20 protein-coding genes are annotated in these 21,619 nt (G+C 68.1%); 9 read left to right on the top strand and 11 right to left on the bottom strand.

Annotated elements, in window-relative coordinates:
• The 6 genes from xseA (at position 1) to trxA (ending at position 5,621) form a co-directional block, all read left to right on the top strand.
• Positions 1–1,320, top strand: a complete 1,320-nt coding sequence (xseA, locus tag ABFD52_13170) for an exodeoxyribonuclease VII large subunit (GenBank protein MEN6561715.1) — start codon at positions 1–3, stop codon at positions 1,318–1,320.
• The gene (gene xseB / locus ABFD52_13165) at positions 1,317–1,583 is read left to right on the top strand and encodes an exodeoxyribonuclease VII small subunit (protein MEN6561714.1); all 267 of its coding nucleotides are present in this window, start codon (positions 1,317–1,319) and stop codon (positions 1,581–1,583) included. The genes xseA and xseB overlap by 4 nt, the downstream gene beginning before the upstream one ends.
• Positions 1,584–1,598: 15 nt before the next feature.
• Positions 1,599–3,506 carry a 1-deoxy-D-xylulose-5-phosphate synthase gene (gene dxs / locus ABFD52_13160; protein ID MEN6561713.1) on the top strand — a complete coding sequence of 636 codons (1,908 nt, stop codon included), beginning with the start codon at positions 1,599–1,601 and terminating at the stop codon, positions 3,504–3,506.
• Entirely contained in the window at positions 3,487–4,269 is a 783-nt protein-coding gene (locus tag ABFD52_13155; protein ID MEN6561712.1) for a TlyA family RNA methyltransferase, read from the top strand. The genes dxs and ABFD52_13155 overlap by 20 nt, the downstream gene beginning before the upstream one ends.
• On the top strand, positions 4,262–5,110 hold the full coding sequence (locus ABFD52_13150; GenBank protein MEN6561711.1) for an NAD(+)/NADH kinase: 849 nt from the start codon (positions 4,262–4,264) through the stop codon (positions 5,108–5,110). Before ABFD52_13155 ends, ABFD52_13150 begins: the two co-directional genes overlap by 8 nt.
• 184 nt (positions 5,111–5,294) lie before the next feature.
• Positions 5,295–5,621, top strand: coding sequence for a thioredoxin (gene trxA, locus ABFD52_13145; protein ID MEN6561710.1), 327 nt, complete (start codon positions 5,295–5,297; stop codon positions 5,619–5,621).
• Positions 5,622–5,738: 117 nt separating this feature from the next.
• Here trxA and ABFD52_13140 read toward each other — a convergent pair whose 3' ends face one another.
• From ABFD52_13140 to ABFD52_13125, 4 genes are read right to left on the bottom strand one after another with little or no spacing between them, the layout of a single operon-like run.
• A complete protein-coding gene (locus tag ABFD52_13140; GenBank protein MEN6561709.1) occupies positions 5,739–6,650 on the bottom strand; it encodes a YihY/virulence factor BrkB family protein in 912 nt (303 codons plus the stop codon).
• 42 nt (positions 6,651–6,692) lie between these two features.
• On the bottom strand, positions 6,693–7,046 hold the full coding sequence (locus tag ABFD52_13135) for an ATP synthase F0 subunit C (GenBank protein ID MEN6561708.1): 354 nt from the start codon (positions 7,044–7,046) through the stop codon (positions 6,693–6,695).
• A gap of 12 nt (positions 7,047–7,058) precedes the next feature.
• Positions 7,059–7,805 (bottom strand): F0F1 ATP synthase subunit A, encoded by a 747-nt coding sequence (gene atpB, locus ABFD52_13130; GenBank protein MEN6561707.1) that lies wholly within the window; start codon positions 7,803–7,805, stop codon positions 7,059–7,061.
• A complete protein-coding gene (locus ABFD52_13125; GenBank protein ID MEN6561706.1) occupies positions 7,793–8,194 on the bottom strand; it encodes an ATP synthase subunit I in 402 nt (133 codons plus the stop codon). Before ABFD52_13125 ends, atpB begins: the two co-directional genes overlap by 13 nt.
• A 137-nt stretch (positions 8,195–8,331) precedes the next feature.
• Between ABFD52_13125 and ABFD52_13120 the strand changes: the two genes are divergently transcribed.
• The 3 genes from ABFD52_13120 (at position 8,332) to lptD (ending at position 11,286) form a co-directional block, all read left to right on the top strand.
• Positions 8,332–8,685, top strand: a complete 354-nt coding sequence (locus tag ABFD52_13120; GenBank protein MEN6561705.1) for a hypothetical protein — start codon at positions 8,332–8,334, stop codon at positions 8,683–8,685.
• Entirely contained in the window at positions 8,685–8,927 is a 243-nt protein-coding gene (locus ABFD52_13115) for an AtpZ/AtpI family protein (protein MEN6561704.1), read from the top strand. The genes ABFD52_13120 and ABFD52_13115 overlap by 1 nt, the downstream gene beginning before the upstream one ends.
• 199 nt (positions 8,928–9,126) lie before the next feature.
• Positions 9,127–11,286, top strand: coding sequence for an LPS assembly protein LptD (gene lptD / locus ABFD52_13110; protein MEN6561703.1), 2,160 nt, complete (start codon positions 9,127–9,129; stop codon positions 11,284–11,286).
• Positions 11,287–11,376: 90 nt separating this feature from the next.
• Here the strand turns inward: lptD and purF are convergent, their stop codons facing one another.
• The 7 genes from purF to carA all read right to left on the bottom strand — a co-directional run bounded on the left by purF (position 11,377) and on the right by carA (position 21,595).
• The gene (gene purF / locus ABFD52_13105; protein ID MEN6561702.1) at positions 11,377–12,846 is read right to left on the bottom strand and encodes an amidophosphoribosyltransferase; all 1,470 of its coding nucleotides are present in this window, start codon (positions 12,844–12,846) and stop codon (positions 11,377–11,379) included.
• Between the two features lie 2 nt (positions 12,847–12,848).
• Entirely contained in the window at positions 12,849–13,037 is a 189-nt protein-coding gene (locus tag ABFD52_13100) for a Trm112 family protein (protein ID MEN6561701.1), read from the bottom strand.
• Positions 13,038–13,133: 96 nt separating this feature from the next.
• Complete coding sequence (locus tag ABFD52_13095; protein ID MEN6561700.1) at positions 13,134–15,254, bottom strand: TonB-dependent receptor; 2,121 nt, start codon at positions 15,252–15,254, stop codon at positions 13,134–13,136.
• 69 nt (positions 15,255–15,323) lie between these two features.
• Positions 15,324–16,505, bottom strand: a complete 1,182-nt coding sequence (locus ABFD52_13090) for an SH3 domain-containing protein (GenBank protein ID MEN6561699.1) — start codon at positions 16,503–16,505, stop codon at positions 15,324–15,326.
• 110 nt (positions 16,506–16,615) lie between these two features.
• The gene (locus tag ABFD52_13085) at positions 16,616–17,146 is read right to left on the bottom strand and encodes a hypothetical protein (protein MEN6561698.1); all 531 of its coding nucleotides are present in this window, start codon (positions 17,144–17,146) and stop codon (positions 16,616–16,618) included.
• Between the two features lie 136 nt (positions 17,147–17,282).
• On the bottom strand, positions 17,283–20,480 hold the full coding sequence (gene carB / locus ABFD52_13080; GenBank protein ID MEN6561697.1) for a carbamoyl-phosphate synthase (glutamine-hydrolyzing) large subunit: 3,198 nt from the start codon (positions 20,478–20,480) through the stop codon (positions 17,283–17,285).
• Positions 20,477–21,595, bottom strand: a complete 1,119-nt coding sequence (gene carA / locus ABFD52_13075) for a glutamine-hydrolyzing carbamoyl-phosphate synthase small subunit (GenBank protein MEN6561696.1) — start codon at positions 21,593–21,595, stop codon at positions 20,477–20,479. Before carA ends, carB begins: the two co-directional genes overlap by 4 nt.
• Between the last annotated feature and the right edge of the window lie 24 nt (positions 21,596–21,619).

The raw sequence follows: 21,619 nt of genomic DNA, 5'->3' as shown, positions 1-21,619 counted from the left end.
CTGGTCGTCAAGGACCATGTCTACACGGTCTCGCAGGTCACCGAGATCGTCAAGACCGCGCTCGAGGTGGCCCTGCCCCAGGTCTGGGTCGAAGGCGAGGTCTCAGGCTACAAGAAGGCCGCCTCGGGCCACGTTTTCTTCAGCCTCAAGGACGAGAAGAGCGTCATCAAGGCCGTCATGTGGCAGTCGACGGCCCGCAAGGTCCCGTTCGAGCTCAAGGACGGGATGAAGGTCGTCTGCCGGGGCAAGGTCAGCGTCTACGAGCCCCGCGGCGACTACCAGCTCTACGTCGATCTGGTCGAGCCCAAGGGCAAGGGCGCGCTCCAGATCGCCTTCGAGCAGCTCAAGGAGAAGCTCCGGGCCGAGGGCCTGTTCGACGAGGCCCGCAAGAGGAAGCTGCCGCTCCGGCCGAAGACGATCGGCGTCGTCACCTCGCCGACCGGCGCCGCCCTGCGCGACATCCTGCGCATCCTCGAGCGCCGCTACGCCAGGCTCCACGTCGTCATCTATCCCGCCCGGGTCCAGGGCGAGGGCGCGGCGGCCGAGATCGTCGAAGGCGTCGACGCCCTGGGGGCCTGGCCGGGGATCGACGTCCTCATCGTCGGCCGCGGCGGCGGCTCGATCGAGGACCTCTGGGCCTTCAACGAGGAGCCGGTGGCCCGGGCCATCGCCCGCTCGCCCGTGCCGGTCATCTCCGCCGTCGGCCACGAGGTCGACTTCACCATCGCCGACTTCGTCGCCGACGTCCGGGCCTCGACGCCCTCGGCGGCCGCGGAGATGGTCATCGAGACCGAGGCGGCCTTCGCCGAGCGGATCGGGGCGCTGACGCGGCGGCTGGCCGACAGCCTCCGCTTCGGGGCCCAGCGCCGGCGGAGCGAGGTCGACGAGCTGGCCAGGCACCGCATCTTCCAGAACTTCCAGGTCCGGCTGGCCAACCTGGCCCGCAGGGTCGACGACCTCGAGACCCGGGGCCGGAACGTCATCCGGGGCGAGCAGCGGGCCATCGCCGCCCACAAGGGCGCGGCGCTCCTGGCCGCCGAGAGGCTGGCCAACGTCCTGCGCCGTACCCTGGGCGAGCACCGGGCGTCCTGGGACCGGCTGACGGCCGCCCTCGACGCCCTGAGCCCGCTGGCCGTCCTCAAGAAGGGCTACACGCTCGTCTGGAAGGACGGGGGCCTGCGCCTGGCCCGCCGGATCGAGGACATCGAGCCCGGCGAGACCGTCGAGGTGACGTTCTTCAAGGGCGAGTTCCGGGCCCGGGTCGATTCGGTCGACCGCAAGAAGCTCCTGGAGTCCCGGTTCCTGAAGGAGGGATCATGACCAACCTGACGTTCGAGAAGGCCCTGGCCGAGCTCGAGCAGATCGTGGCCAAGCTGGAGAAGGGCGGCATCTCCCTCAACGAGTCGCTGGCCCTGTTCGAGAAGGGCGTCAAGATGTCGCGCTTCCTCCGCGGCGAGCTGGACAAGGCCGAGCGCAAGGTCGAGATCCTGCTCAAGGACGAGCAGGGCAAGCTCAAGGCCGAGGAGTTCGAGGCCGAGGCGGGCGAGGACGAGGGGACCGGGGACGAGGGCGGGAACGCCTGATCCCGGCGCCAGGCCATGGCCAAGATCCTTGACTCCGTCCGCGAGCCGGCCGACCTGCGCAAGCTCTCGCCGGAGGAGCTCTCGACCCTGGCCATGGAGATCCGCGCCCTCATCCTGGATACGGTGGCCCGGAACGGAGGCCACCTGGCCTCGAACCTGGGCGCCGTCGAGCTGACCCTGGCCCTGCACCTGGCCTTCGACTCGCCCCGGGACAAGATCGTCTGGGACGTCGGCCACCAGTGCTACACCCACAAGATACTGACCGGCCGCAAGGACCGCTTCGGCGGGCTGCGGCGCCGCGGCGGCATCCTCGGCTTCCCCTGCCGAGAGGAGAGCGCGCACGACGTCTTCAACACCGGCCACGCCTCGACGGCCCTGTCGGCCGCCCTGGGCCTGGCCGTGGCCCGCGACAAGGCCGGGGACAGGCACCACGTGGTCGCCGTCGTCGGCGACGGCAGCCTGACGGGCGGCGTCGCCCTGGAAGCCCTCAACCAGATCGGCCACCTGCGCGAGCGGCTGATCATCGTCCTGAACTTCAACGAGATGTCCATCTCGCTCAACGTCGGGGCCTGGTCGAAGTACTTTTCCTACCTCGTCTCCGGCCACCGCTACATCCGGATGAAGGACCAGGCTAAGTCGATCCTGCGGAAGGTGCCGCGGCTGGGCGACCATGTCATCAAGGCCGGCCGGGCCATGGAGGAGCTGGTCAAGAAGATGCTCTTCCCCGGCTATGTCTTCCGGGAGCTGGGCATCCGCTACATCGGGCCGGTCCACGGCCACAACATCCGGTCCCTGGTCGACGCCTTCGAGACGGCCAAGACGATCGACGGCCCCGTCCTCATCCAGTGCGTAACCCAGAAGGGCAAGGGCTTCCAGCCGGCCCGGACCCACCCGGAGAAATTCCACGGCCTCGGGCCGTTCAAGGTGGCCACCGGCGAGCCCCTGCAGAAGGACTGGGGCCCGTCCTTCTCGAGCGCGTTCGGCGGGGCGATGATCAAGATCGCCCGGAAGGACGCGAAGGTCCTGGCCATCTCGGCGGCCATGGGCGAGGGCACCGGCCTGCGGGAATTCTCCGAGAAGCTCCCGGACCGGTTCTTCGACGTCGGCATCGCCGAGCAGCACGCCGTGACCTTCGCCGCCGGGCTGGCCTTGGCCGGGCTCAAGCCGGTCGTGGCCATCTACTCGACCTTCCTCCAGCGGGCCTACGACCAGATCTACCACGACGTCGCCCTGATGGACCTGCCCGTCGTCTTCGCCCTCGACCGGGCCGGGGTCGTGCCCGACGACGGGCCGACGCACCAGGGCGTCAACGACCTGGCCTACATGCGGCAGATGCCGAACATGATCATCATGGCCCCCAAGGACGAGAACGAGCTCCAGCACATGATCTGGTCGGGCCTCGCCTACGGGCACCCGGCCTCGGTCCGCTTCCCCAAGGCCAAGGGCCTGGGCGTGCCGATGGACGAGGCGCTCGAGGTCCTGCCCCTGGGCCGGGGCGAGCTCCTCAAGGACGGCCGCGACCTCCTCTTCGCCGCGGGCACGATGGCCGCCCCGGCGCTCGAAGCGGCCCGCGAGCTCGAGAAGGAGGGCATCTCCCTGGCCGTGGCCAATGCCCGGTTCGTCCAGCCGCTCGACCGCGACCTCATCCTCCGCTTCGCGGCTCCCGGCCGGACCGTCGTAACCCTCGAGGAAGGAATCGTCGAGGGCGGCGCCGGAAGCGCCGTGCGCGGGCTCCTCGACCGGGAGGGCCGGTTCGGCATCCGCTTCATGTCGCTCGGCCTGCCCGTCGAGGCCTACCCCCTGGGCAAGTCCGACGAGATCCGGGCCGGGCTCGGCCTCGACGTCGCGGGGATCGTTCGGAGGATCCGGGAATTCTACGGGGCGGCGCCCGCCGGAGGGGCCGGTGAAAGAGCGCGCGGATAGGCTCCTGGCCGGCCGGGGTCTCGCGCCCAGCCGGGAGAAAGCCCAGGCTCTGATCATGGCCGGCCTGGTGACGAGCGGCGGCCGGGCGGTCGGCAAGCCGGGCGAACTCCTCGACGCCGGGGCGCCGCTCGAGGTGGCGCATCCGCTTCCCTTCGTCAGCCGCGGCGGCCTCAAGCTTCAGGAGGCCCTGGAGCGGTTCGCCATCGACGTCACGGGGCTTGTCGGGCTCGATATCGGGGCCTCGACCGGCGGCTTCGTCGATTGCCTGCTGAAGCGTGGCGCGGCCCGGGTTTACGCCGTCGACGTCGATACCAGGCAGCTCGACTGGAACCTGTCTAAGGACCCGCGGGTCGTCCCGATCGAGAAGAACGCCCGGGCGCTCGCCCCGGCCGATATCCCCGAACCGCCCGGCATCATCACCATGGACGTCTCGTTCATCTCGGTCGTCAAGATCCTGCCGGCCCTGGCGGCCGTCCCCGGGGACTGGACCCTGGTCTCGCTCATCAAGCCGCAGTTCGAGGCCGGGCCGAAGGACGTCGGGAAGAAGGGCGTAGTCAGGGACCCGGCGGTCCACGCCGCGGTCCTCGAGCGCGCCGTCGCGGAAGCCCGGGCGATGGGCTTCGGTCTCAAGGGGCTCATCCGCTGCTCGACGCACGGACAGAAGGGCAACGTCGAGTTCTTCGCCTGGTGGGTCAAGGGAACGCCGGCCCTCAACGCCGAGCGCGTCCCGGAATGGATCAAGGAGGCGGTCCGCCATGAATAGCGTGCGCAAGGCCGGCATCGTCATCAAGCCCCACGCCCCTTCGGTCGAGGGCATCCTCAAGATCGTGGTCGAGTACTTCGAGGGCCGCGGCATCGCCTGCGTTCTCGAGGACGTGGCGGCCCGGAAGCTCGGGCGCCCCGACGGGCTGGAACGCCCGGCCATCGCCGCGGCCTCGGACCTGGTCGTCGTCCTCGGCGGCGACGGCACGCTCCTCAGCGTGGCCCACCACGCCGCCCGGGCGGGAGTCCCGGTCATGGGCGTCAACCTGGGCCGCCTGGGCTTCCTGACCGAGATCCCGGTCACCGAGGTCGCGCCGACGCTCGACAGGTTCCTCGGCGGGGATGCGTCCCTGGTCAGCTCCCGCGGGCTCCTCGAGGCCCGGACCTCCTCGGCGGCGGGATTCTGCCTGAACGACGTCGTCATCACCAAGGGGGCCAAGGCCCGCATGATCGAGATGGCCCTGATCATCGACGGCCGGGACGTGGCCGACCTCAAGGCCGACGGCCTGATCGTCGCCACGCCGACGGGCTCGACGGCCTACTCGCTCTCGGCCGGAGGGCCGATCGTCCACCCCCAGGTCCCGGCCATCCTCGTGACGCCGATCTGCCCCCACACCCTGTCCCTCCGGCCCCTGGCCGTGCCTTCGGAGTCGACGATCAGCGTCCGGCTGCTGACGGGAGGGGAAGAGGTACACGTGACCTTCGACGGCCAGCGCGGCGGGGTCATGGTCCGCAACGACGTGGTCGAGATCCGCAAGGCGCCGTTCGATCTCCAGCTCGTCACGTCGCCCCGCCGCAGCTACTACGACTTGGTCAAGGAAAAGCTCGGCTGGGCCGAATGATGATCGTTATAGGCCCGGCATCATAGACCCTGTCCGCCGACTGTGGAGGGGAAGGTTAATAAAGGATGGCCTTCGGATACCAGGCTGGGCGCGGGAGCGAGGCCGTCCGCTTGACAACGCGCCGGCCGGCCGCTATGATTGGAATTCAAATACTACCAAAGTGCTAGGAATTGGAGACGCGCTCATGTCCGACGCCATTCTGACCGGAACCGACGCCAGCTTCGACGCCGAGGTGCTCAAGTCCGACCTGCCCGTCCTGGTGGATTTCTGGGCTCCCTGGTGCGGCCCCTGCATGATGATCGGCCCCGTGGTCGAGGAGATCGCCGAGGCCCACAAGGGCAAGCTCAAGGTCGTCAAGATGAACGTGGACGAGAACCCCCGGACGCCGCAGACCTACGGCATCATGGCCATCCCGACCCTGATCCTGTTCAAGGGCGGGGAGCTGAAAGATAAAGCGGTCGGAGTTTTGCCCAAGGCCAAGCTCGTCGACCTGATCAACAAGCACATCTGATCGCCGAAAACGCCCGCTCCGAGGCGTTCCTCCGGGCCGTTCCGTCGCGATCCGGACGGTTTCCGGGGGGAACAAGGTTCTTCTCCCGTTTCCAGGATTCCTGCCGGGGAAACCTTCTCAGGCCGTTTTGAGGGCGGGCGGAGGGGTTTTCCGCGCTTTCGCGGCGGCCGCCGCGTCGTACTTCTCGTTGAGCAGGGCGGCCAGCTCCGCGCCCCAGAGCAGGATGATCATCGACGAGGTCACCCAGAGCACGAAGAAAAGGACCGAGGTCAGCGTGCCCTGCAGGAGCTTGCTCAGGACGATGCCGACCGCGGAAAAGTGGACGACGTAGAAGGCGAAAGCCCGCTTGAAGACCTCGAAGATCAGGGCGGCGATAAGGGCCGGGATGGTCCCGGCCCGGGTGTGGACCTTGACCTCCGGGATGAACTTGTACAGGATGAAGAACATCAGGAAGGTCAGGAAATAGGGGATCAGGTATTTCAGGAAGACGTTGTTGAGGGCCTTCAGGGCCTCGGGATTGAGGGTCGCGACCGCCAGGCCGCTCTTCTCGATGGCCTGGCCGATGGCCGTCCAGGCAGCCGTCATGGCCAGGGAAAAGAGCATGAAGACGCCGACGACGGCCATCATCATGAACTCGATCAGCCGGTTGTAGATGAAGGACCGGTGGTAGGTCGTCCGGAAGATCTGGTTGATCGCGCTGATCAGGCTCGAGAACAGGAACGAGGCCGAGACGAGCGAGCCGATGACGCCGAAGAGCCCGAGATCGCGAGCCGCACCGGTCAGGCCCGCGAGACTCTTGAAGAAGCCCGGGTCGAGCCGGGCGAAGAACTCATCCGTGAAGATGTTCAGGCTCCGCAGGGCCATCTCCGTGTCGCCCAGGAACCGCCCGGCGGCGGCGAAGAACAGGGCGATCAGGGGGACGCTGCAGAGGAGCGAGAAATACGAGATGACGACGGCCGAGGTCCAACACTTGTCCCCGTTGAACCGCCTGAAGGACGCGGCGATGAGCGAAAGCGTCGATCGCGTCATCCGCTCCGGGGTCTGATGGGCCTCGGCCCTCGGGTCTCAGGCTCAGACGTACTTGCCCCACTGGACCATCAGGATGATGATGGTGATGAGCAGGGCGTAAATGACCAGGGTCTCGATCAGGACGAGGCCCAGGATGAGCAGGCCGCGGATGGCGGGGGCGCCGGACGGGTTGCGGGAGATCCCCTCGCAGGCTGAGCAGATGGCCCTGGACTGGCAGATGGCGCCGGCGATGACCGCCAGGGTGATGACGGCGCCGCCGACGATGAGAGACAGCTTGAACAGGTCGGCCCGGGGCTTGGCCAGCTCGGCCGGGCCGCCTTCCTGGGCCAGGGCAGGCAGGGCCGTGAGGGCGACGCCGAAGGCCATCAACCACAGGGCTTTGACTCTCTTGGACATGGACGAACTCCTTTAGTTTGAGTGCTCGTGTTCATGGGCGACGGCGCCCGCGAGATAGACGCAGGAGAGCAGGACGAAGACGTAGGCCTGGATGACCGAGGTGAAGATGGACAGGGCCATGAACGGCAGCGGCAGCAGGAAGGGGACGATCGAGGCCATGATCAGGATCAGCAGCTCCTCGGCGAAGATGTTGCAGAAAAGCCGCATCGACAGGGAGACCGGCCGGGAGAAATGGCTGATGATCTCGATCGGCAGCATCAGCGGGGCCAGGGCCGGGATCTCGCCCAGGAACTGCTTGAAGTACTTGATCCCCTGGGCCTTGACCCCCTCGGCGTGGTAGTAGAAGAAGACGACCAGGGCGCAGCCGACCGTGACGTTGAGCTTGCTCGTCGGCGACATGAAGCCGGGGATGAGGCCGATCATGTTGCTGGCGAAGATGAACAGCCCGACCCCGCCGACGACAGGGACGTACTTGCGGCCTTCCGGGCCCATGGCGTCGGTGACGATGCCCTCGAACAGCTGGACGATCATCTCGGCCACGGTCTGGCGCCGGCTCGGCACCACGTCCGGCTTGCGGGCGAGGAGCCGGAGAAGGACCGGGACGACGACGGCCACGATGATGATCATGACCAGGTAATCGGGGATGGCGTGGAAAGGATCGACCTTGAGGCCGAAGAGGCCGAGCAGCGCGGCGACGGGCGGGCCGAAGACGCGGTTGAAGGCCTCGACGATCCAGAGGCTGTGCTCTAAACCTTCCATGTTTTCACGCGAAGAAGACCCCGCACGGCCTCGATGAGCGTTACCGGCACGACCGCGGAGAAGCCCGCGACGAAAGCGAGTAGCTTCTTCGGATAGAATAAAATTATAAGGAAAAAGACGGCGCAAATCAACACGAGCCGGAGGGCGTAGAGAAGGATGCCGGAGCGGCGCGCGCCCCGCTCGCCCTTGGCCAGCAAGCGGGTCAGCGACTGCTTGAGCCAGAGGAAGCCGAGGGCCGAAAAGAGCCCGCCGGCGAAGAAGAAGATGCCGGTCGCGGCGTCGAAAAGCAGGGCGGCCGGGACGGCCAGGACGGCCGCCAGGCCGGCGATCTCGAAGGGGATGCGCCGCAGCAAGCGGTCTTCGGACAGGCCTTGCTCCTCGATCGTCATGACATCCGGATTATAGCATGTCCCGCCGATCCCGGCGAAAGCACGTATTAGGGAGTGGGGCGCGCTTCCTTGACTTCTTCCGGCTCCTTTCCGAGAATAAGCCCGGGAATGACAGCGCGCCCGGGAGGAGAGACGCCATGTCGACGGAATTCCTGGTAAAATTCGCGGGGCTGCTGGCCGGCATCCTGGCCCGGACGGTCCTGCCCTGGCTGCGACAGGTGAAGGGCGGCCGGGTCCGCGGCTTCAACCGCCGCTACCTCTATTCGGCCCTGGCCTCGCTGGCCGTCGGGCTGATCCTGGCCCTGGTCATCTTCCCCAAGTTCGAGGCCGGCGCCGGCGGCCGGGACTTCGAGGCGTTCTTCAAGCTCTTCTGCCTGGCCTTCGGCTTCGGCTTCGGCTGGAACGCGCTGGTCAACGAGGGCGGGGCCTGGGCGGCCAAGCCCGGGGCCGCGAAGGATACGGCCCGGGGCCGGGGTACGGAGGCCGCCTGATGGAGATGGAGAAGAAGCCCCACGGCCCGGATTTCCGGCGGCTGGCCGAGCTGACCTCGATCGGCCTGATCCTGCCGTCATCGATCGCCGTGGGACTGTTCATGGGCTATTTCCTTGACCGCTGGCTGGGCACGGCGCCCTGGCTCCTGCTCATCTTCACCGTCCTCGGCGTCGCCTCGGGGCTCCTGAGCCTGTTCCGGGCGCTGAAGAAGGAATTGAAGGACGACCCGCCCGAGTCCTGACGGACACGGAATTCGCGGGACACGATCCCTTTTCTGGAGAAAAGGGTCATGTCCCGGAATTCCGCCCATTGCTGACCAGGCCGCCCCCCGTCAGGCCTGTTTGCTTCTCCCTTTTTCCTGTGCTACAAATCAGCCGATGGAGTCTTGCCCCCGGCGGATATTCCTCCCTGCCCTGGCCGTCGCGCTATGCCTGACCGGGATGCCGCGTCCGCCCGTTCTCTTCGGTCAATCCACTTCGACCGCCGTGCCGCCCGTGTCGCCCGCCGCGCCCGGGCCGGGCTCCGCGACGGAGGTCCGGATCCTGTCCCGAAGCCAGCAGCGGGCCGGCGAGCGCGTCTACGCGGCCGGAGACGTCGAGGTCCATTACGGCGACGTCCTGGTTTTCGCCGACCGCGTCGAGTACGATCTCGAAACCAAGGATGTCCGGGCCGAAGGCAACGTCGTCGTCCAGGCGTCCGGCGAGGTCGTCCGGGCCGAGCGCGCCTTCTACAACCTCGGGACGGGCCGGGGGACGATCGAACGGGCCTCCGGCCTGGTCGAGCCCTCCATCCTCTTCGAAGCCGAGACGTTCGAGCGCCGGCAGGCCGACGTCTATGCCCTGAGGAAGGCCCGCCTGACCGCCTGCACCCAGCCCAATCCGCGCTGGAGCTTCGGCCTGTCCAGGGCCAAGCTCCAGAAGGGCGAGTACGTCGAGATGTGGGACGCCGTCGTCCGGATCAAAAGCGTCCCCGTCCTCTATCTGCCCTACCTCCGCTATCCGCTGAAGGACCGGGCCTCGGGCTTCCTCGCGCCGCAGTTCGGCTACGGCGGCGAGAAGGGCCTGTCCGTCACCGAGAGCTATTACTGGGCCATCGCCCCGAACATGGATCTGACCGCCGGGATCGACGTCTACTCGAAGCGCGGCACCGGCGCCGGCCTCGAGTATCGCTATCTCTTCCCCGGCGGGACCAGGGGCGACCTCAACCTCTATTATTTCATCTCCCGGCGGCAGGCCGACGGCGCCCGGCCCGGCAATTCCTCGATCATCCGCCTCGATCACACCCAGGCCCTGCCCCTGGGCTTCTCCCTGGCGGCCAACGTCGATTACCAGACCTCGTTCAGCTTCCTGCGCGAGTTCGACAACAACTTCCAGCGGGCCCTGTCCTACACCCGGACGTCCCAGGCCTACGTGACGCGGTCGTGGCGCCGGTTCAACCTGAGCGTCCGGGCCTCGCGCTTCGAGACCTACTTCTCCCAGGCCGGCGACTCCAATGTCTCGACCTCCCTGCCCCAGGTCAACTTCAACGTCTTCAAGACCAGGCTCTTCGCCCCGGTCTACTTCTCCCTGGCCGCCTCGCTCGTCCGCTCCCAGTACGGCTGGAAGTCGCAATACCAGGCCGGGACGGAGAGGCGCTCGACCCGCCTGACCCTGAGCCCGTCGCTGAGCCTGCCCTTCTCCTCGATCCCCTGGCTCACGGCGACGACGACGGTCACGGCCAACCTCAGCTATTACGGCCAGAGCCTCGACCCGGCCGGGACGGGGGCCATCGTCGCCGAGCCGCTGTTCACCCGCAACCTGGCGGCCGCCGTCGAGATCGTCGGCCCGGTCTTCTACCGGCTCTTCTACGGCCGGAGCGGCCGGGCCCGGCTCAAGAACATCATCGAGCCCTATGTCACCTATTCCTACGACAGCCCGACCAACGCCAGCGACCGCGTCGTCACCAACTACGGTTTTTTCCGCTACCACCAGGTCAGCTACGGCGTCACCGACCGCTTCCTCTTCAAGGGCGCCGGCGGCCGGTCGGTCGAGGTCTTCTCGCTCGGCCTGGGCCAGACCTATTACTTTTCGCCGGAGGACGGACCCCTGTCGATCTACCCGGTCGACGGCCGGCCGCCGCGTTTCTCGGAGATCACCGGGACGCTCCGGTTCTATCCCCGGGCGAAGTTCAGCCTGGACGCCTCGGCCGGCTACAACACCTACTACGACACCCTGTCGAGCCTGCGGCTGAGCGCCACGGCCGGGTCCCGGGCCGACGGCGAGTTCCTGACCCTGACCTGGTTCAAGAGCCGCAACGCCTGGGTGGCCGGGGCCGACTCGGAGCTCGTCGCCCTCTACAACCGCGACCAGGTCGGCGTCCTCGGCGGCGCGCGGCTGCGCCGGCTCGGCCTCGATCTCCAGCTCGAGGCCGATTACAACATCAAGGACAGCAAGCTCCTGTACACCGGGGCACTGGCGACCTATCATTACCAGTGCGTCGACATCAACGTCGACGTCCGGGCCTTTTATTTCCGGGCCAAGACCGACACCCAGGTCCGCGTCTCGGTCGGGCTGGGATCGATCGGCCGGTCGCTCGATTTCCTGGGCGGGTTCGGCTTGTGACGCGGCGATGACGGCCGGGAGCACGGAACGGCCCCGGCCGGGCGCCTCCCTCCGTGATGGGTTGACGGATGAAGGCCGCGCCGGCCCGGCTCAGAGGTTGAGCTCGAGCTGGGCGTCCTGGGCCTGCTTGCGGTCGGACTCGATGTCCTCGAGCAGGTCCGAGGTGATGTCGCCGGTCGGGTAGATGCCGTCGAAGCAGGCGGCGCAGAAGTTCCTGAGCTTCGGGTTCTCCTGCTGGACCGCCTTCTTCAGGGCCTTGAGCGACTGGTAGATGACCTTGTCGGCCCCGATCCTCCGGGCCACGGCGGCCTCGTCGGCGTCCTGGGCCACGAACTCGGTCTTGGTCTGCATGTCGATGCCGTAGACGCAGGGATGGCGCAGGGGCGGCGAGTACGAGGCGAAATAGACCTTCCTGGCCCCAGCCTCGCGGAGCATCTCGATGATGGCCCGCGACGTGTTGCCGCGGACGATGCTGTCGTCGACCAGGAGGACCTTCTTGCCCCGGATCTCCGAGGCGATGGGGTTGAGCTTCTGGCGGACCGACGTCTTGCGCTTGTCGTCGGCCGGCATGATGAAGGTCCGGCCGATGTAGCGGTTCTTGACCAGGGCCTCGCTGTACTTCAGGTTGAGCCGGCGGGCGATCTCGATGGCCGCGTCGCGGGCCGAATCGGGGACGGGTACGACGACGTCTATGGCCAGCTTGCGGCGCCGTATGTCGGCCGCCAGCGAGCGGCCGAGGTTGACCCGGCACTTGTAGACGTTGACCTTGTCGATGAACGTGTCCGGCCGGGCGAAGTAGACCCATTCGAAGAGGCAGGGCGACGGGCAGCCCTTGCGGATGTGCTTGCGGTGGAGGGTCCGGGCCTTGTCGATGAAGACGGCCTCGCCGGCCTCGACATCCCGGATCTCGCCGAAGTTCATGATGTTCAGGCTGACCGTCTCGGAAGCGAAGGCGTAGGAAGGCAGGAGGCCGTCGCGCCTGACGCCGTAGACCAGCGGCTTGATGCCGAAGGGATCGCGGAAGGCCACCATCCCCTGTCCGGCGATGTAGGCGACGACGGAGTAGCCGCCCCGGACCTTCTTGTAGACGGCCTCGACGGCCCGGAAGATGTGCTCGGGGGCCAGGTCCCTGGTCCGCTCCCGGGCCAGGGACTCGGCGAAGAGGTTGAGGATGATCTCGACGTCGCAGTCGGAGTTGAGGAGGCGGTGGCTCGTTTCGTAGAGCTCGTCGCGGAGCTCGCGGTAATTGGCCACGTTGCCGTTGTGGACCATGGTGATGCCGAACGGGGAGTTGAGCTGAAAGGGCTGGGCGTCTTCGCTGCCGCCGCCGCCGATCGTCGGGTAGCGGGTGTGGCCGATGCCGATCGGGCCGCGCAGGTGCTCGACCGCCTCGGGGGTGAAGATGTCGTGGACCAGGCCGTTGCCCTTCTTGGTGTGGAAGCGGCCGTCGAAGGTGCTGATCCCGGCCGAATCCTGGCCGCGGTGCTGGAGGGCCAGGAGGCCCTGGTACAGGTCCTGTATCACGGGGCCGTTGCCCCAGAGGCCGATGACGCCGCACATGATCAGGCCTTGACGGCCCGGTCGGGTTCGACGACGGCCTCGTCGATGATCATGACCGGGATATCGTCCTTGACGGGGTAAACGCGGTGGCAGGAGACGCACTTCAGGCCCTTTTCGTCGGCCGTCAGCCGGACGTCCGCCTGGCACAGCGGACAGGCCAGAATGGCGAGAAGAGATGGACTGACAGGCATCGGCGGCTCCAGGCTTCAAGAATAGCCCTTGGGGGGCCTTCCGTCAAGGCTTGACATGCCGTCCGGGCCGGCCCGGGCCCAAGATCAGGGCGGCGGCTAGTTCAGGCCGATCCTCAGGCCCAGGCTCCACTCGGCCGTCGGGGCCGGCTGGTACGAGTTGCCGTCGGGGTCGGGCTCGGTGAAGCCGTAGTACAGGACATTGAAGATGTTGCGGCCGGCCAGGAAGAGCTCGAGCGGCGTGCCGCCGAAGGTGAACCGGTAGCCCAGCCGGACGTGGACGAGCGCGTAGGGGTCGGTCCGGCCGTAGCCGTTGGCCAGGATCCGGTTGGTCGAATCGACATACCAGGCCCCCATGTAATCCAGCGAGGCCCCGGCGGTCAGGGCCGTCGTGATCCGGCATTCCGCGTCCGCGTAGAGTTGGTGCTGCGGGCAGTTCGGCAGCCAGGTGCCCGTGTACGTCTCCCCGGTCAGCGTCTCGACGCTGACGTACTTGAAGTGCGAATAGGTGTAGGCGGCCCGCAGGGTCAGAGGTTCGACCGGGACCCAGGCCAGGGACGTCTCCAGGCCGTAGCGGCGGGTCGAGCCGACGTTGCCGTAGAAGGTCTCGAGCGGCCGGGTCGCGATCCGGTAGCGGCCGAAATCGTTCTTCGTGTCGAGATAGAAGACGGCGGCGTCGTAGCTCAGGGCCTTGCCGATCGTGCCCCGGGCCCCGATCTCCTCGCCGCCCGAAGTGGCGGCGACGAGCGCCGTGTTGTAGCCGCCCAGGGCGTCGGGGTTGTTGACCAGCTCCTCGGTCCCCGGCGGCAGGAAGCCGGAGCCCCAGCTGGCGTAGAGCCCGAAGCCGGGCGCGGGATTCCAGGTGACGCCGAGCCGCCCAGTCGCGCGCTTGTAGGCGACATGGTCGGGCAGCAGGGCATCGAGGATCTCGACATGGTTGTCGAGCCGGTTGGTGACCCGGTCGTAGCGGGCGCTGGCGAAGATCCCCCACGGGCCGCCGAGCTCGACCCGGTCGAGGACGAAGATGCCGGCGCCCGTCTGGGTCATGGTCTGGTCGGCGACCCTGTCCGGGCCCTCGACGGCGCCGCCGAGGTTGAGGTATTTCGTCTCGTCGACGACCTGCCAGGCGTAGTCGGCGCCGGCGGTCAGGAAGTTCCGGACCGCGCCCCAGGACGCTTTTTGGTTGACCTGGAACAGGAGGCCGGGCGTGTCGAAGTCGCGGTGGATGACCGTCGATGGGACGGCTTCCGTGTAGCGGGTGCCGCGGTAATACGCGGTCGCTGTCAGGCCGAGGTTCTCGGCCAGGGCGACGGCGGCGGTGACGCCGCCCGTGCCGCGGCGGGTCTGCTGGAACTCGTTCTTGCTCGCGGAATCGGGGTTGGCCTGGCGGCGGAGGGTCTTAGGGTCGGCGCTGAACCAGTCGAGGTTGAGGCCCTCGGGGTTCTGGTTGTAGTAGTCCGTCCAGCCGGCCACGGCCGTGATCTTGACCTTGGGGCTGACGGTGAAGGCGAACTTGCCCCGGGCGTTGTCGCCCTTGTAGGCCGACCAGGCGCGGTAGCCGTCGCCGGAGAGCATGGACCCGGTCACGCTGTAGTTGAGGAGGCCGGTCGTGCCGCCGATGCCGGCGTAGCCCTTCTTCAGGCCGTAGGCGCCCCGGACCAGGGCGGCGCTGCCGGAGACGGGGTCCGTCCCGCCGTCGCGGGTCAGGACGTTGAGGACGCCGCCGGACGAGCCGCTGCCGTAGAAGGCCGCGGCCGGCCCGCGCAGGACCTCGAGCCGCCGGACGGCGGTCCAGTCGATATCGTAGAAATCGGAGATGTAGCCGGACGGGTCGTTGAGGGGGATGCCGTCGACGAGGGTCTTGATGCCGCGCGTGCCGCGCTCGGTCAGGATGCCCTCGCCGCGGATGGAGAGATGGACCCGCTCGCCGTCGGCCTGGTTGTCGACCTTGACGCCGGGGACGAGCTTGAGGGCCTCGTCGATGGCGATCGTCCGGGGCATGGCCCGGAGGAGCGGCGTCTCGACGACCGTGGTCGCGGCCGGGTTCTTCCTGAGCGGGATCTCGACCCGCGGCGCGGTGACCGTGATCTCGACGTTCGTGCCGGCGGCCTTCTCTTCGCCGGACGTTTCCTGTCCGAACGCCGCGGGGACGAAGACGGCCAGGGCGACGGTCAGGAGGGCGGCGGGAACCAGGCGGGAGAGCCCCAGGGTTTTGGACATGGCTGGACCTCCATTCTTGGCTATTAGACGTCCGGGATGGAGGATTCTTCCCCGCGTCCGCCTCGGGCTTCAGAACCGGTAGCGGACGCCTATCCGGAATGACGTGCCAGAAACGTTGACGCGGGCCCGGCGCGCGTCGGAGATGCCCGTTCCCGACGGCGGGTTCGCCTGGACGAGGACCATCGGATAGGCGCTGCCGTCTCCGGCCGCTTGCCGGAAGTAATAGAGCGTTCCCGCCTCCTGGACGGACGGGCCGCCGGAGCTGGAATAGGTGTTCCGGCCGGTCAGCCCGTCGACGCTGGCTATGCGCAGCCCGGCCTCGAGGAAGAGGATGGTCCGCGGCGCGATGTCCCACTCGCCGCCGAAGGCGGCTTCGCCGCCCAGGCCGGACTTCGACGCCGAGCCCTTCCACTGTTCCCAGGCCCCCGCGCTTTCCCGGCGGAACAGGTAGCCGGCCTTGACGGCGTAGAGGCCGAGGGCGCCCCGGACGTAGAAGCCCGCGCCGGGATAGAAGCGGACGATGGCCTTGACCGGCACGACCCGGGCCGACGGCCTGGTCCTGGCCGTTTCCGCGGCCTCCGCGCCGGTGAGCTCCGATCTGTCCCCGTTGGCGCCGCGGAGATAATCGGCGCCGAGGCCGATCGTCCACCGGGCGTCGATCTTCAAGGCCAGCTCGAAGCCGATGACCGGAGCGGCCCGCAGGATCCGGACGCTGTCAGGAGCCGCGAGGCCGGCCGAGGCGGCCGTCGAGTCGACAAAGCCCTCCGTGCCGTTGTTGAGATCCCGGGGCGCGAGCGTGGCGGCCCCGAGCGAAAAGGAGATCTCGAGCGGCACGGAGCCCGAACGGAAGTCGAGCGGCGGCAGGTTCGGCCGGGTCCGGGCCGGCCGGGCGGGCCGCTGCGCCGGCTTCGTCCCGGTCTCGCCGGCGGGCTTGGCCCCGGCTTCTTCGACGACCTGGACCAGGCTTTCGTGGATCCAGCCGCCGATGACGCCGCCGTCCTCGAGGGCGTAGCGGACGAAATACCATTCGCCGTCCTTCCTGTCCGTCTCCAGCACCGTTCCTTCGGGGATCTGCTGGACGATGGAGCTCCCGATGTCGGGCTTCTCGCGAAGATTGGCCTGCTCGGCCGTGACCTTGATCTTCGCGGCCCGCGCCGGGACGTTCTGGGCCGCCGGCAGGAGGGAGACGCCGAGGACCAGGGCCGGGAGCAGGGACATGAGCAGGGACAGGACGGACGCTTTCACGCGCATGGTCTTTTCACCCTGCCTGGATTATAGACGACCGGCAGGGCCGGGACAAGAGAGCGCGCGAAGGCGTCCCGGCGCCGCCGCGCGCGAACGTGCGGGAACGGGGCCCCTGACTAGAACCTGTAGCCTAGCGTCAGGCCGGCGAAGCCGAAGTCGAACAGGCCGATGCCTTCCTCGAGCCAGCACAGGTAATAGGCAGTCAGCTGGATCCCGTTGGGGAACGAGTAGCCGATATTGACCTTGGGCGAGATGCGCAGGGTTTCCGAACCGGAATCGCCGCCGCCGCTCCAGAACATGATGGGCAGGACCGCTCCGGCGCCCGCGAAAAAGTTCCGCGACCTGTAATTCAGCATGACGCCGGGATGGAGGACCCAGGTGCTGAAGTCCTCGAGGCTGCCGTAGTTGAACACGGCCATGACCTCGGGGCTGATCTCGAAGTTGCGGCCCAGAGGAAAGCCCGCCCTGCCGTCCACGGTCAAAAGGGCCCGGTCGAACGACGAGCTCTCGCCGTCGAAGTTGAAGAAGTTGGTCTGGACGCCGGCGTTCAGGCTGAACGCGATCTTCTTTTCCTGGCCCCAGGCGGAGCCGAGGCCGGCCAACGCCGCGATCCCGATCACCAAAAGCACAGCGATCGATCGTTTCATCGATAACCCCCTTGCCTGAAGATCCCCGGCTCTCCGGGTGCGCTCATCATATTAGTCGGCGGGGCGGGGCGGATTGTCAAGGAGTTGCCGACGCGGGGTCGGGATCTTCCCGGGTTCCGGGGCCGGCGGGGCGGGCCTATTCGTACTCGGCCCAGTGCCTGATCTCGAGGTCGGCCGGCTTCTTGGCTGCCAGCGCCTGGACGAAGAGGTCGGCGGCCTGGAGGTTGGTCAGGATGGGGACCGAGTAGTCCACGGCCAGGCGGCGGAGCCGGTAGGCCGAGTTGAACTCGACCCTCTTCGCCGGGTTGGGGATGGAGATGACGAGGTCGATCCGGCCGCCGGCGATGAAGTCCCGGATGTTGGGCTCCCGCCGCTCGTGGACCTTGAACAGCCGCGTGCTGCGGACCCCGTTGGCCTGGAGATAGGCCGCGGTCTTCTCGGTGGCGTAGATGTGGAGGCCCAGCCCGGCCAGCGTCCGGGCGGAGGCGAGGAAGCGGTGCTTGGACTCCTCGCCGCCCACCGTGACCAGGACGCTCCTGCGGGGCAGGCTGAAGCCGGTCGCCAGGACGGCCTTGAGATAGGCCTCGTGGACGTCCCGGCCCAGACAGGCGACCTCGCCGGTCGAGGCCATCTCGACGCCCAGGACGGGGTCGGCGCCCTTGAGCCGGGAGAAGGAGAACTGCGGCGCCTTGACCCCGACATAGTTGAGATCGAGCGTCGTCCTGCCGTTGCGGACGGGCCGGCCCATCATGGCCGCGACCGCCAGCTCGACGAAGTTCGTCCGGGCGACCTTGCTGACGAAGGGGAACGAGCGCGAGGCCCGGAGGTTGCACTCTATGACCTTGAGGGCGTTGTCCTTGGCGATGAACTGGATGTTGAACGGGCCGGTGATCTCGAGGGCCCGGGCGATCTCGCGGCCGATCTCGCGGATGCGGCGGATGGTCTCGATGTAGAGCTTCTGCGGCGGCAGGACCATGGTGGCGTCGCCGGAGTGGACGCCGGCGTTCTCGACGTGCTCGATGATGGCCGAGGCCACGACCTCGCCGCGGTCGGCCACGGCGTCGAGTTCGATCTCCTTGGCGTTGAGGATGTACTTGGAGATGACGACGGGGTACTCGGGCGAGACCCGGGACGCTTTCTGGAGGTAGCGGTCGAGGTAATCCTCGTCGAAGACGACGCTCATGGCCGCCCCGCTCAGGACGTAGGACGGCCGGATGAGGACCGGGTAGCCGAGGGCCCGGGCGAAGCGCTTGGCCTCGCCGACGCTGCGCAGCTCGCGCCAGGCCGGCTGGTCGACGCCGAGCTCGTCGAGGAGCCGCGAGAACTTGAAGCGGTCCTCGGCCCGGTCGATGCTCGGCGGCGGCGTGCCCAGGACGCGCACCCCGGCCTGGTGGCAGCGGAGGGCGATGTTGTTGGGGATCTGGCCGCCCATGGACAGGAGGACGCCCAGGGGCTTCTCCCGCTCGTAGATGTCGAGGACGCGCTCGAAGCTGAGCTCGTCGAAATAGAGGCGGTCGCCGATGTCGTAGTCGGTCGAGACCGTCTCCGGGTTGTAGTTGACCATGATCGTCCGGTAGCCGAGCTTCTTGAGGGCCAGCGCGGCGTTGACGCAGCACCAGTCGAACTCGACCGACGAGCCGATGCTGTAGGACCCCGAGCCGAGGATCATGACCTTGCCCGGCTCGCCGCGGGCGCCGCCGAACCGGACGTCGTCCTCGCGGCCGTGGTAGGTCGTGTAGAGGTAGTTCGTCTGGGCCGGGTACTCGGCGGCAAGGGTGTCGATCTGCTTGACCGCCGGGACGAGGCCCCGCTCTTTGCGCCGGGCCCGGACGCGGAGCTCCGACGAGCCGGTCAGCAGGGCGATCTGCTTGTCCGAAAAGCCCTTGCGCTTGGCCTCGGCCAGGAGGTCCGGGCCGATAGCGGCCAGGCGCCGGCCCCGCAGCCGGGCCTCGCAATCGACGACGGACTTGATCTTCTCCAGGAACCAGCGGTCGATGCGGGTCAGGGCGTGGATGCGGTCGACGGTGAAGCCCTTCTTGAGGGCCTCGGCGATGCCGAAGAGCCGCTCGTCGGTCGGGTGGCGGAGCTCTTTCTCCAGGCTCCGGAAGGAGTAGTTCTCGTTGGCGACCAGGCCGTAGACGCCGACCTGGAGCATCCGGGCCGCCTTCTGGATGGCCTCCTCGAAGGACCGGCCGACGGCCATGACCTCGCCGACCGACTTCATCTCCGAGCCGATCTTCTTCGAGACGCGGCCGAACTTCTTCAGGTCCCAGCGCGGGATCTTGACGACGAGGTAGTCCAGGGCCGGCTCGAAGCAGGCCGAGGTGACCTTGGTGATCGAGTTCGGCAGCTCCGGCAGGGTGTGGCCGAGGGCCAGCTTGGCCGCGACGAAGGCGAGCGGATAGCCGGTCGCCTTGCTGGCCAGGGCCGAGCTCCGCGACAGCCGGGCGTTGACCTCGATGATCCGGTAGTCGCCGTCCCGGGGATTGAGGGCGTACTGGATGTTGCACTCACCGACGATGCCGAGGTGGCGGATGGCCTTGATGGCGATGGCCCGGAGGCGGTGGTACTCGTCGTTCGTCAGGGTCTGCGACGGGGCGATGACGATGCTCTCGCCCGTGTGGATGCCCATGGGGTCGAAGTTCTCCATGTTGCAGACGGTGACGCAGTTGTCGGCCCGGTCGCGGACGACCTCGTACTCGATCTCCTTCCAGCCGTCGAGGTACTCCTCGATGAGGACCTGCGGGGCGGCCGTGAAGGCCCGGCGCAGGGCTTCGCGCAGCTCCCGCGGCCCGTAGGCGATGCCGCTGCCCTTGCCGCCGAGGGCGTAGGCGACGCGGGTCATGACCGGGTAGCCGATCGTCCCGGCGGCGCGCAAGCCCGCTTCGACGCTGCGGACGGCGATGCCGCGCGGCGTCTTGAGCCCGGCCTCGGCCAGGGCGGCGTTGAAGAGCTTGCGGTCCTCGGTCCGCTCGACGGCCCCGACCGGCGTCCCCAGGACGGGCAGGCGGGCCCGGCGCAGGGCGCCGCTCTTCCACAGGGACACGCCGCAGTTGAGGGCGGTCTGGCCGCCGAAGGAGAGCAGCAGGCCCTGGGGCCTCTCCCGGGCGATGACCTTCTCCACGAAATAGGGCGTGACCGGCAGGAAATAGACCTTGTCGGCCATGCCCTCGGAGGTCTGGATGGTGGCGATGTTGGGATTGATGAGGATGACCTCGAGGCCCTCCTCCTTGAGGGCCTTGATGGCCTGGCTGCCGGAGTAGTCGAACTCGCCGGCCTCGCCGATCTTGAGGGCGCCGCTGCCGAGCAGGAGGACCTTCCGCCGCGCTCTCATCCGGCCGCCTCCAGGAACTGGTCGAAGAGGAACTCGGTGTCGGTCGGGCCCGGACAGGCCTCGGGATGGAACTGGACCCCGAAGACGGGCCGCCGGGCGTGGCGGATGCCCTCGTTCGTGCCGTCGTTGGCGTTGCGGAACCAGGATGTCCAGCCGGCCGGCAGGCTGGCCGCGTCGACGGCGAAGCCGTGGTTCTGGCTGGTGATGTAGCAGCGCTTCGTGCCCTCCTCGAGGCAGGGCTGGTTCTGGCCGCGGTGCCCGAACTTGAGCTTGTAGGTCCGGCCGCCGGCGGCCAGGGCCAGGAGCTGGTTGCCCAGGCAGATCCCGAAGAGGGGGACGCGCTCGGCGAGCAGCCGGCGGACGGCGGCGATCGTGGCCGCGGCCCGGGCCGGGTCGCCCGGCCCGTTGGAGACGACGACGCCGCGCGGGGCGAAGCCCAGGATGCGCCCGGCGTCCGTGCCGGCCGGGACGCGGACGACGGCGACGCCGCGCCGGACGAGGCACCGGACGATGTTCAGCTTGGCGCCGCAGTCGACGAGGACGATCGTCCGGGGGGCCTCGGGGTTGTAGATGCGGATCTCCGGCGTCGTGACCTCGGCGACGAGGTCGCGGGCGTTGGGATCGGGGACCTCGCGGGCCTCGCGCCGCAGGCGGGCGGCGCCAGGCACGAAGTCGGCGGCGGCCAGGACGCCGGTCATGACGCCGTGGACGCGGAGCTTCTTGGTCAAAGCCCGGGTGTCGATGCCGGCGATCCCGGGAACGCCGCTGTCGCGGAGCCAGTCGTCCAGGGTCTTGCGGGAGCGGGCGTGCGAGGGCCGGGCGCAGAGCTCGGAGACGATGTAGCCGGCGATCTGCGGCCGGTCGGATTCGAAGCAGGCCGGATCGACGCCGTAATTGCCGATGAGGGGATAGGTCTGGCAGAGGATCTGGCCGCGGTAGGACGGGTCGGTGATGCTCTCCGGGTAGCCGACTATCCCGGTATTGAAAACGACTTCCCCCCCGGTTTTGGCGCTCGCGCCGAAGCCTATGCCCTCGTAGACGGAGCCGTCCGCGAGGGCCAGAACCGCTTTTCGGATGGGGTCAGCCTCCAGCTCATTTTCGGCGCAGTATAGCACAAGAGCCGCGGGTCTTCAAGGCGC

It is taken from the genome of Acidobacteriota bacterium, assembly GCA_039683095.1.
Lineage (GTDB): Bacteria > Acidobacteriota > Aminicenantia > Aminicenantales > Saccharicenantaceae > RBG-16-66-30.
This window is presented reverse-complemented; position numbering and strand designations above follow the sequence as displayed.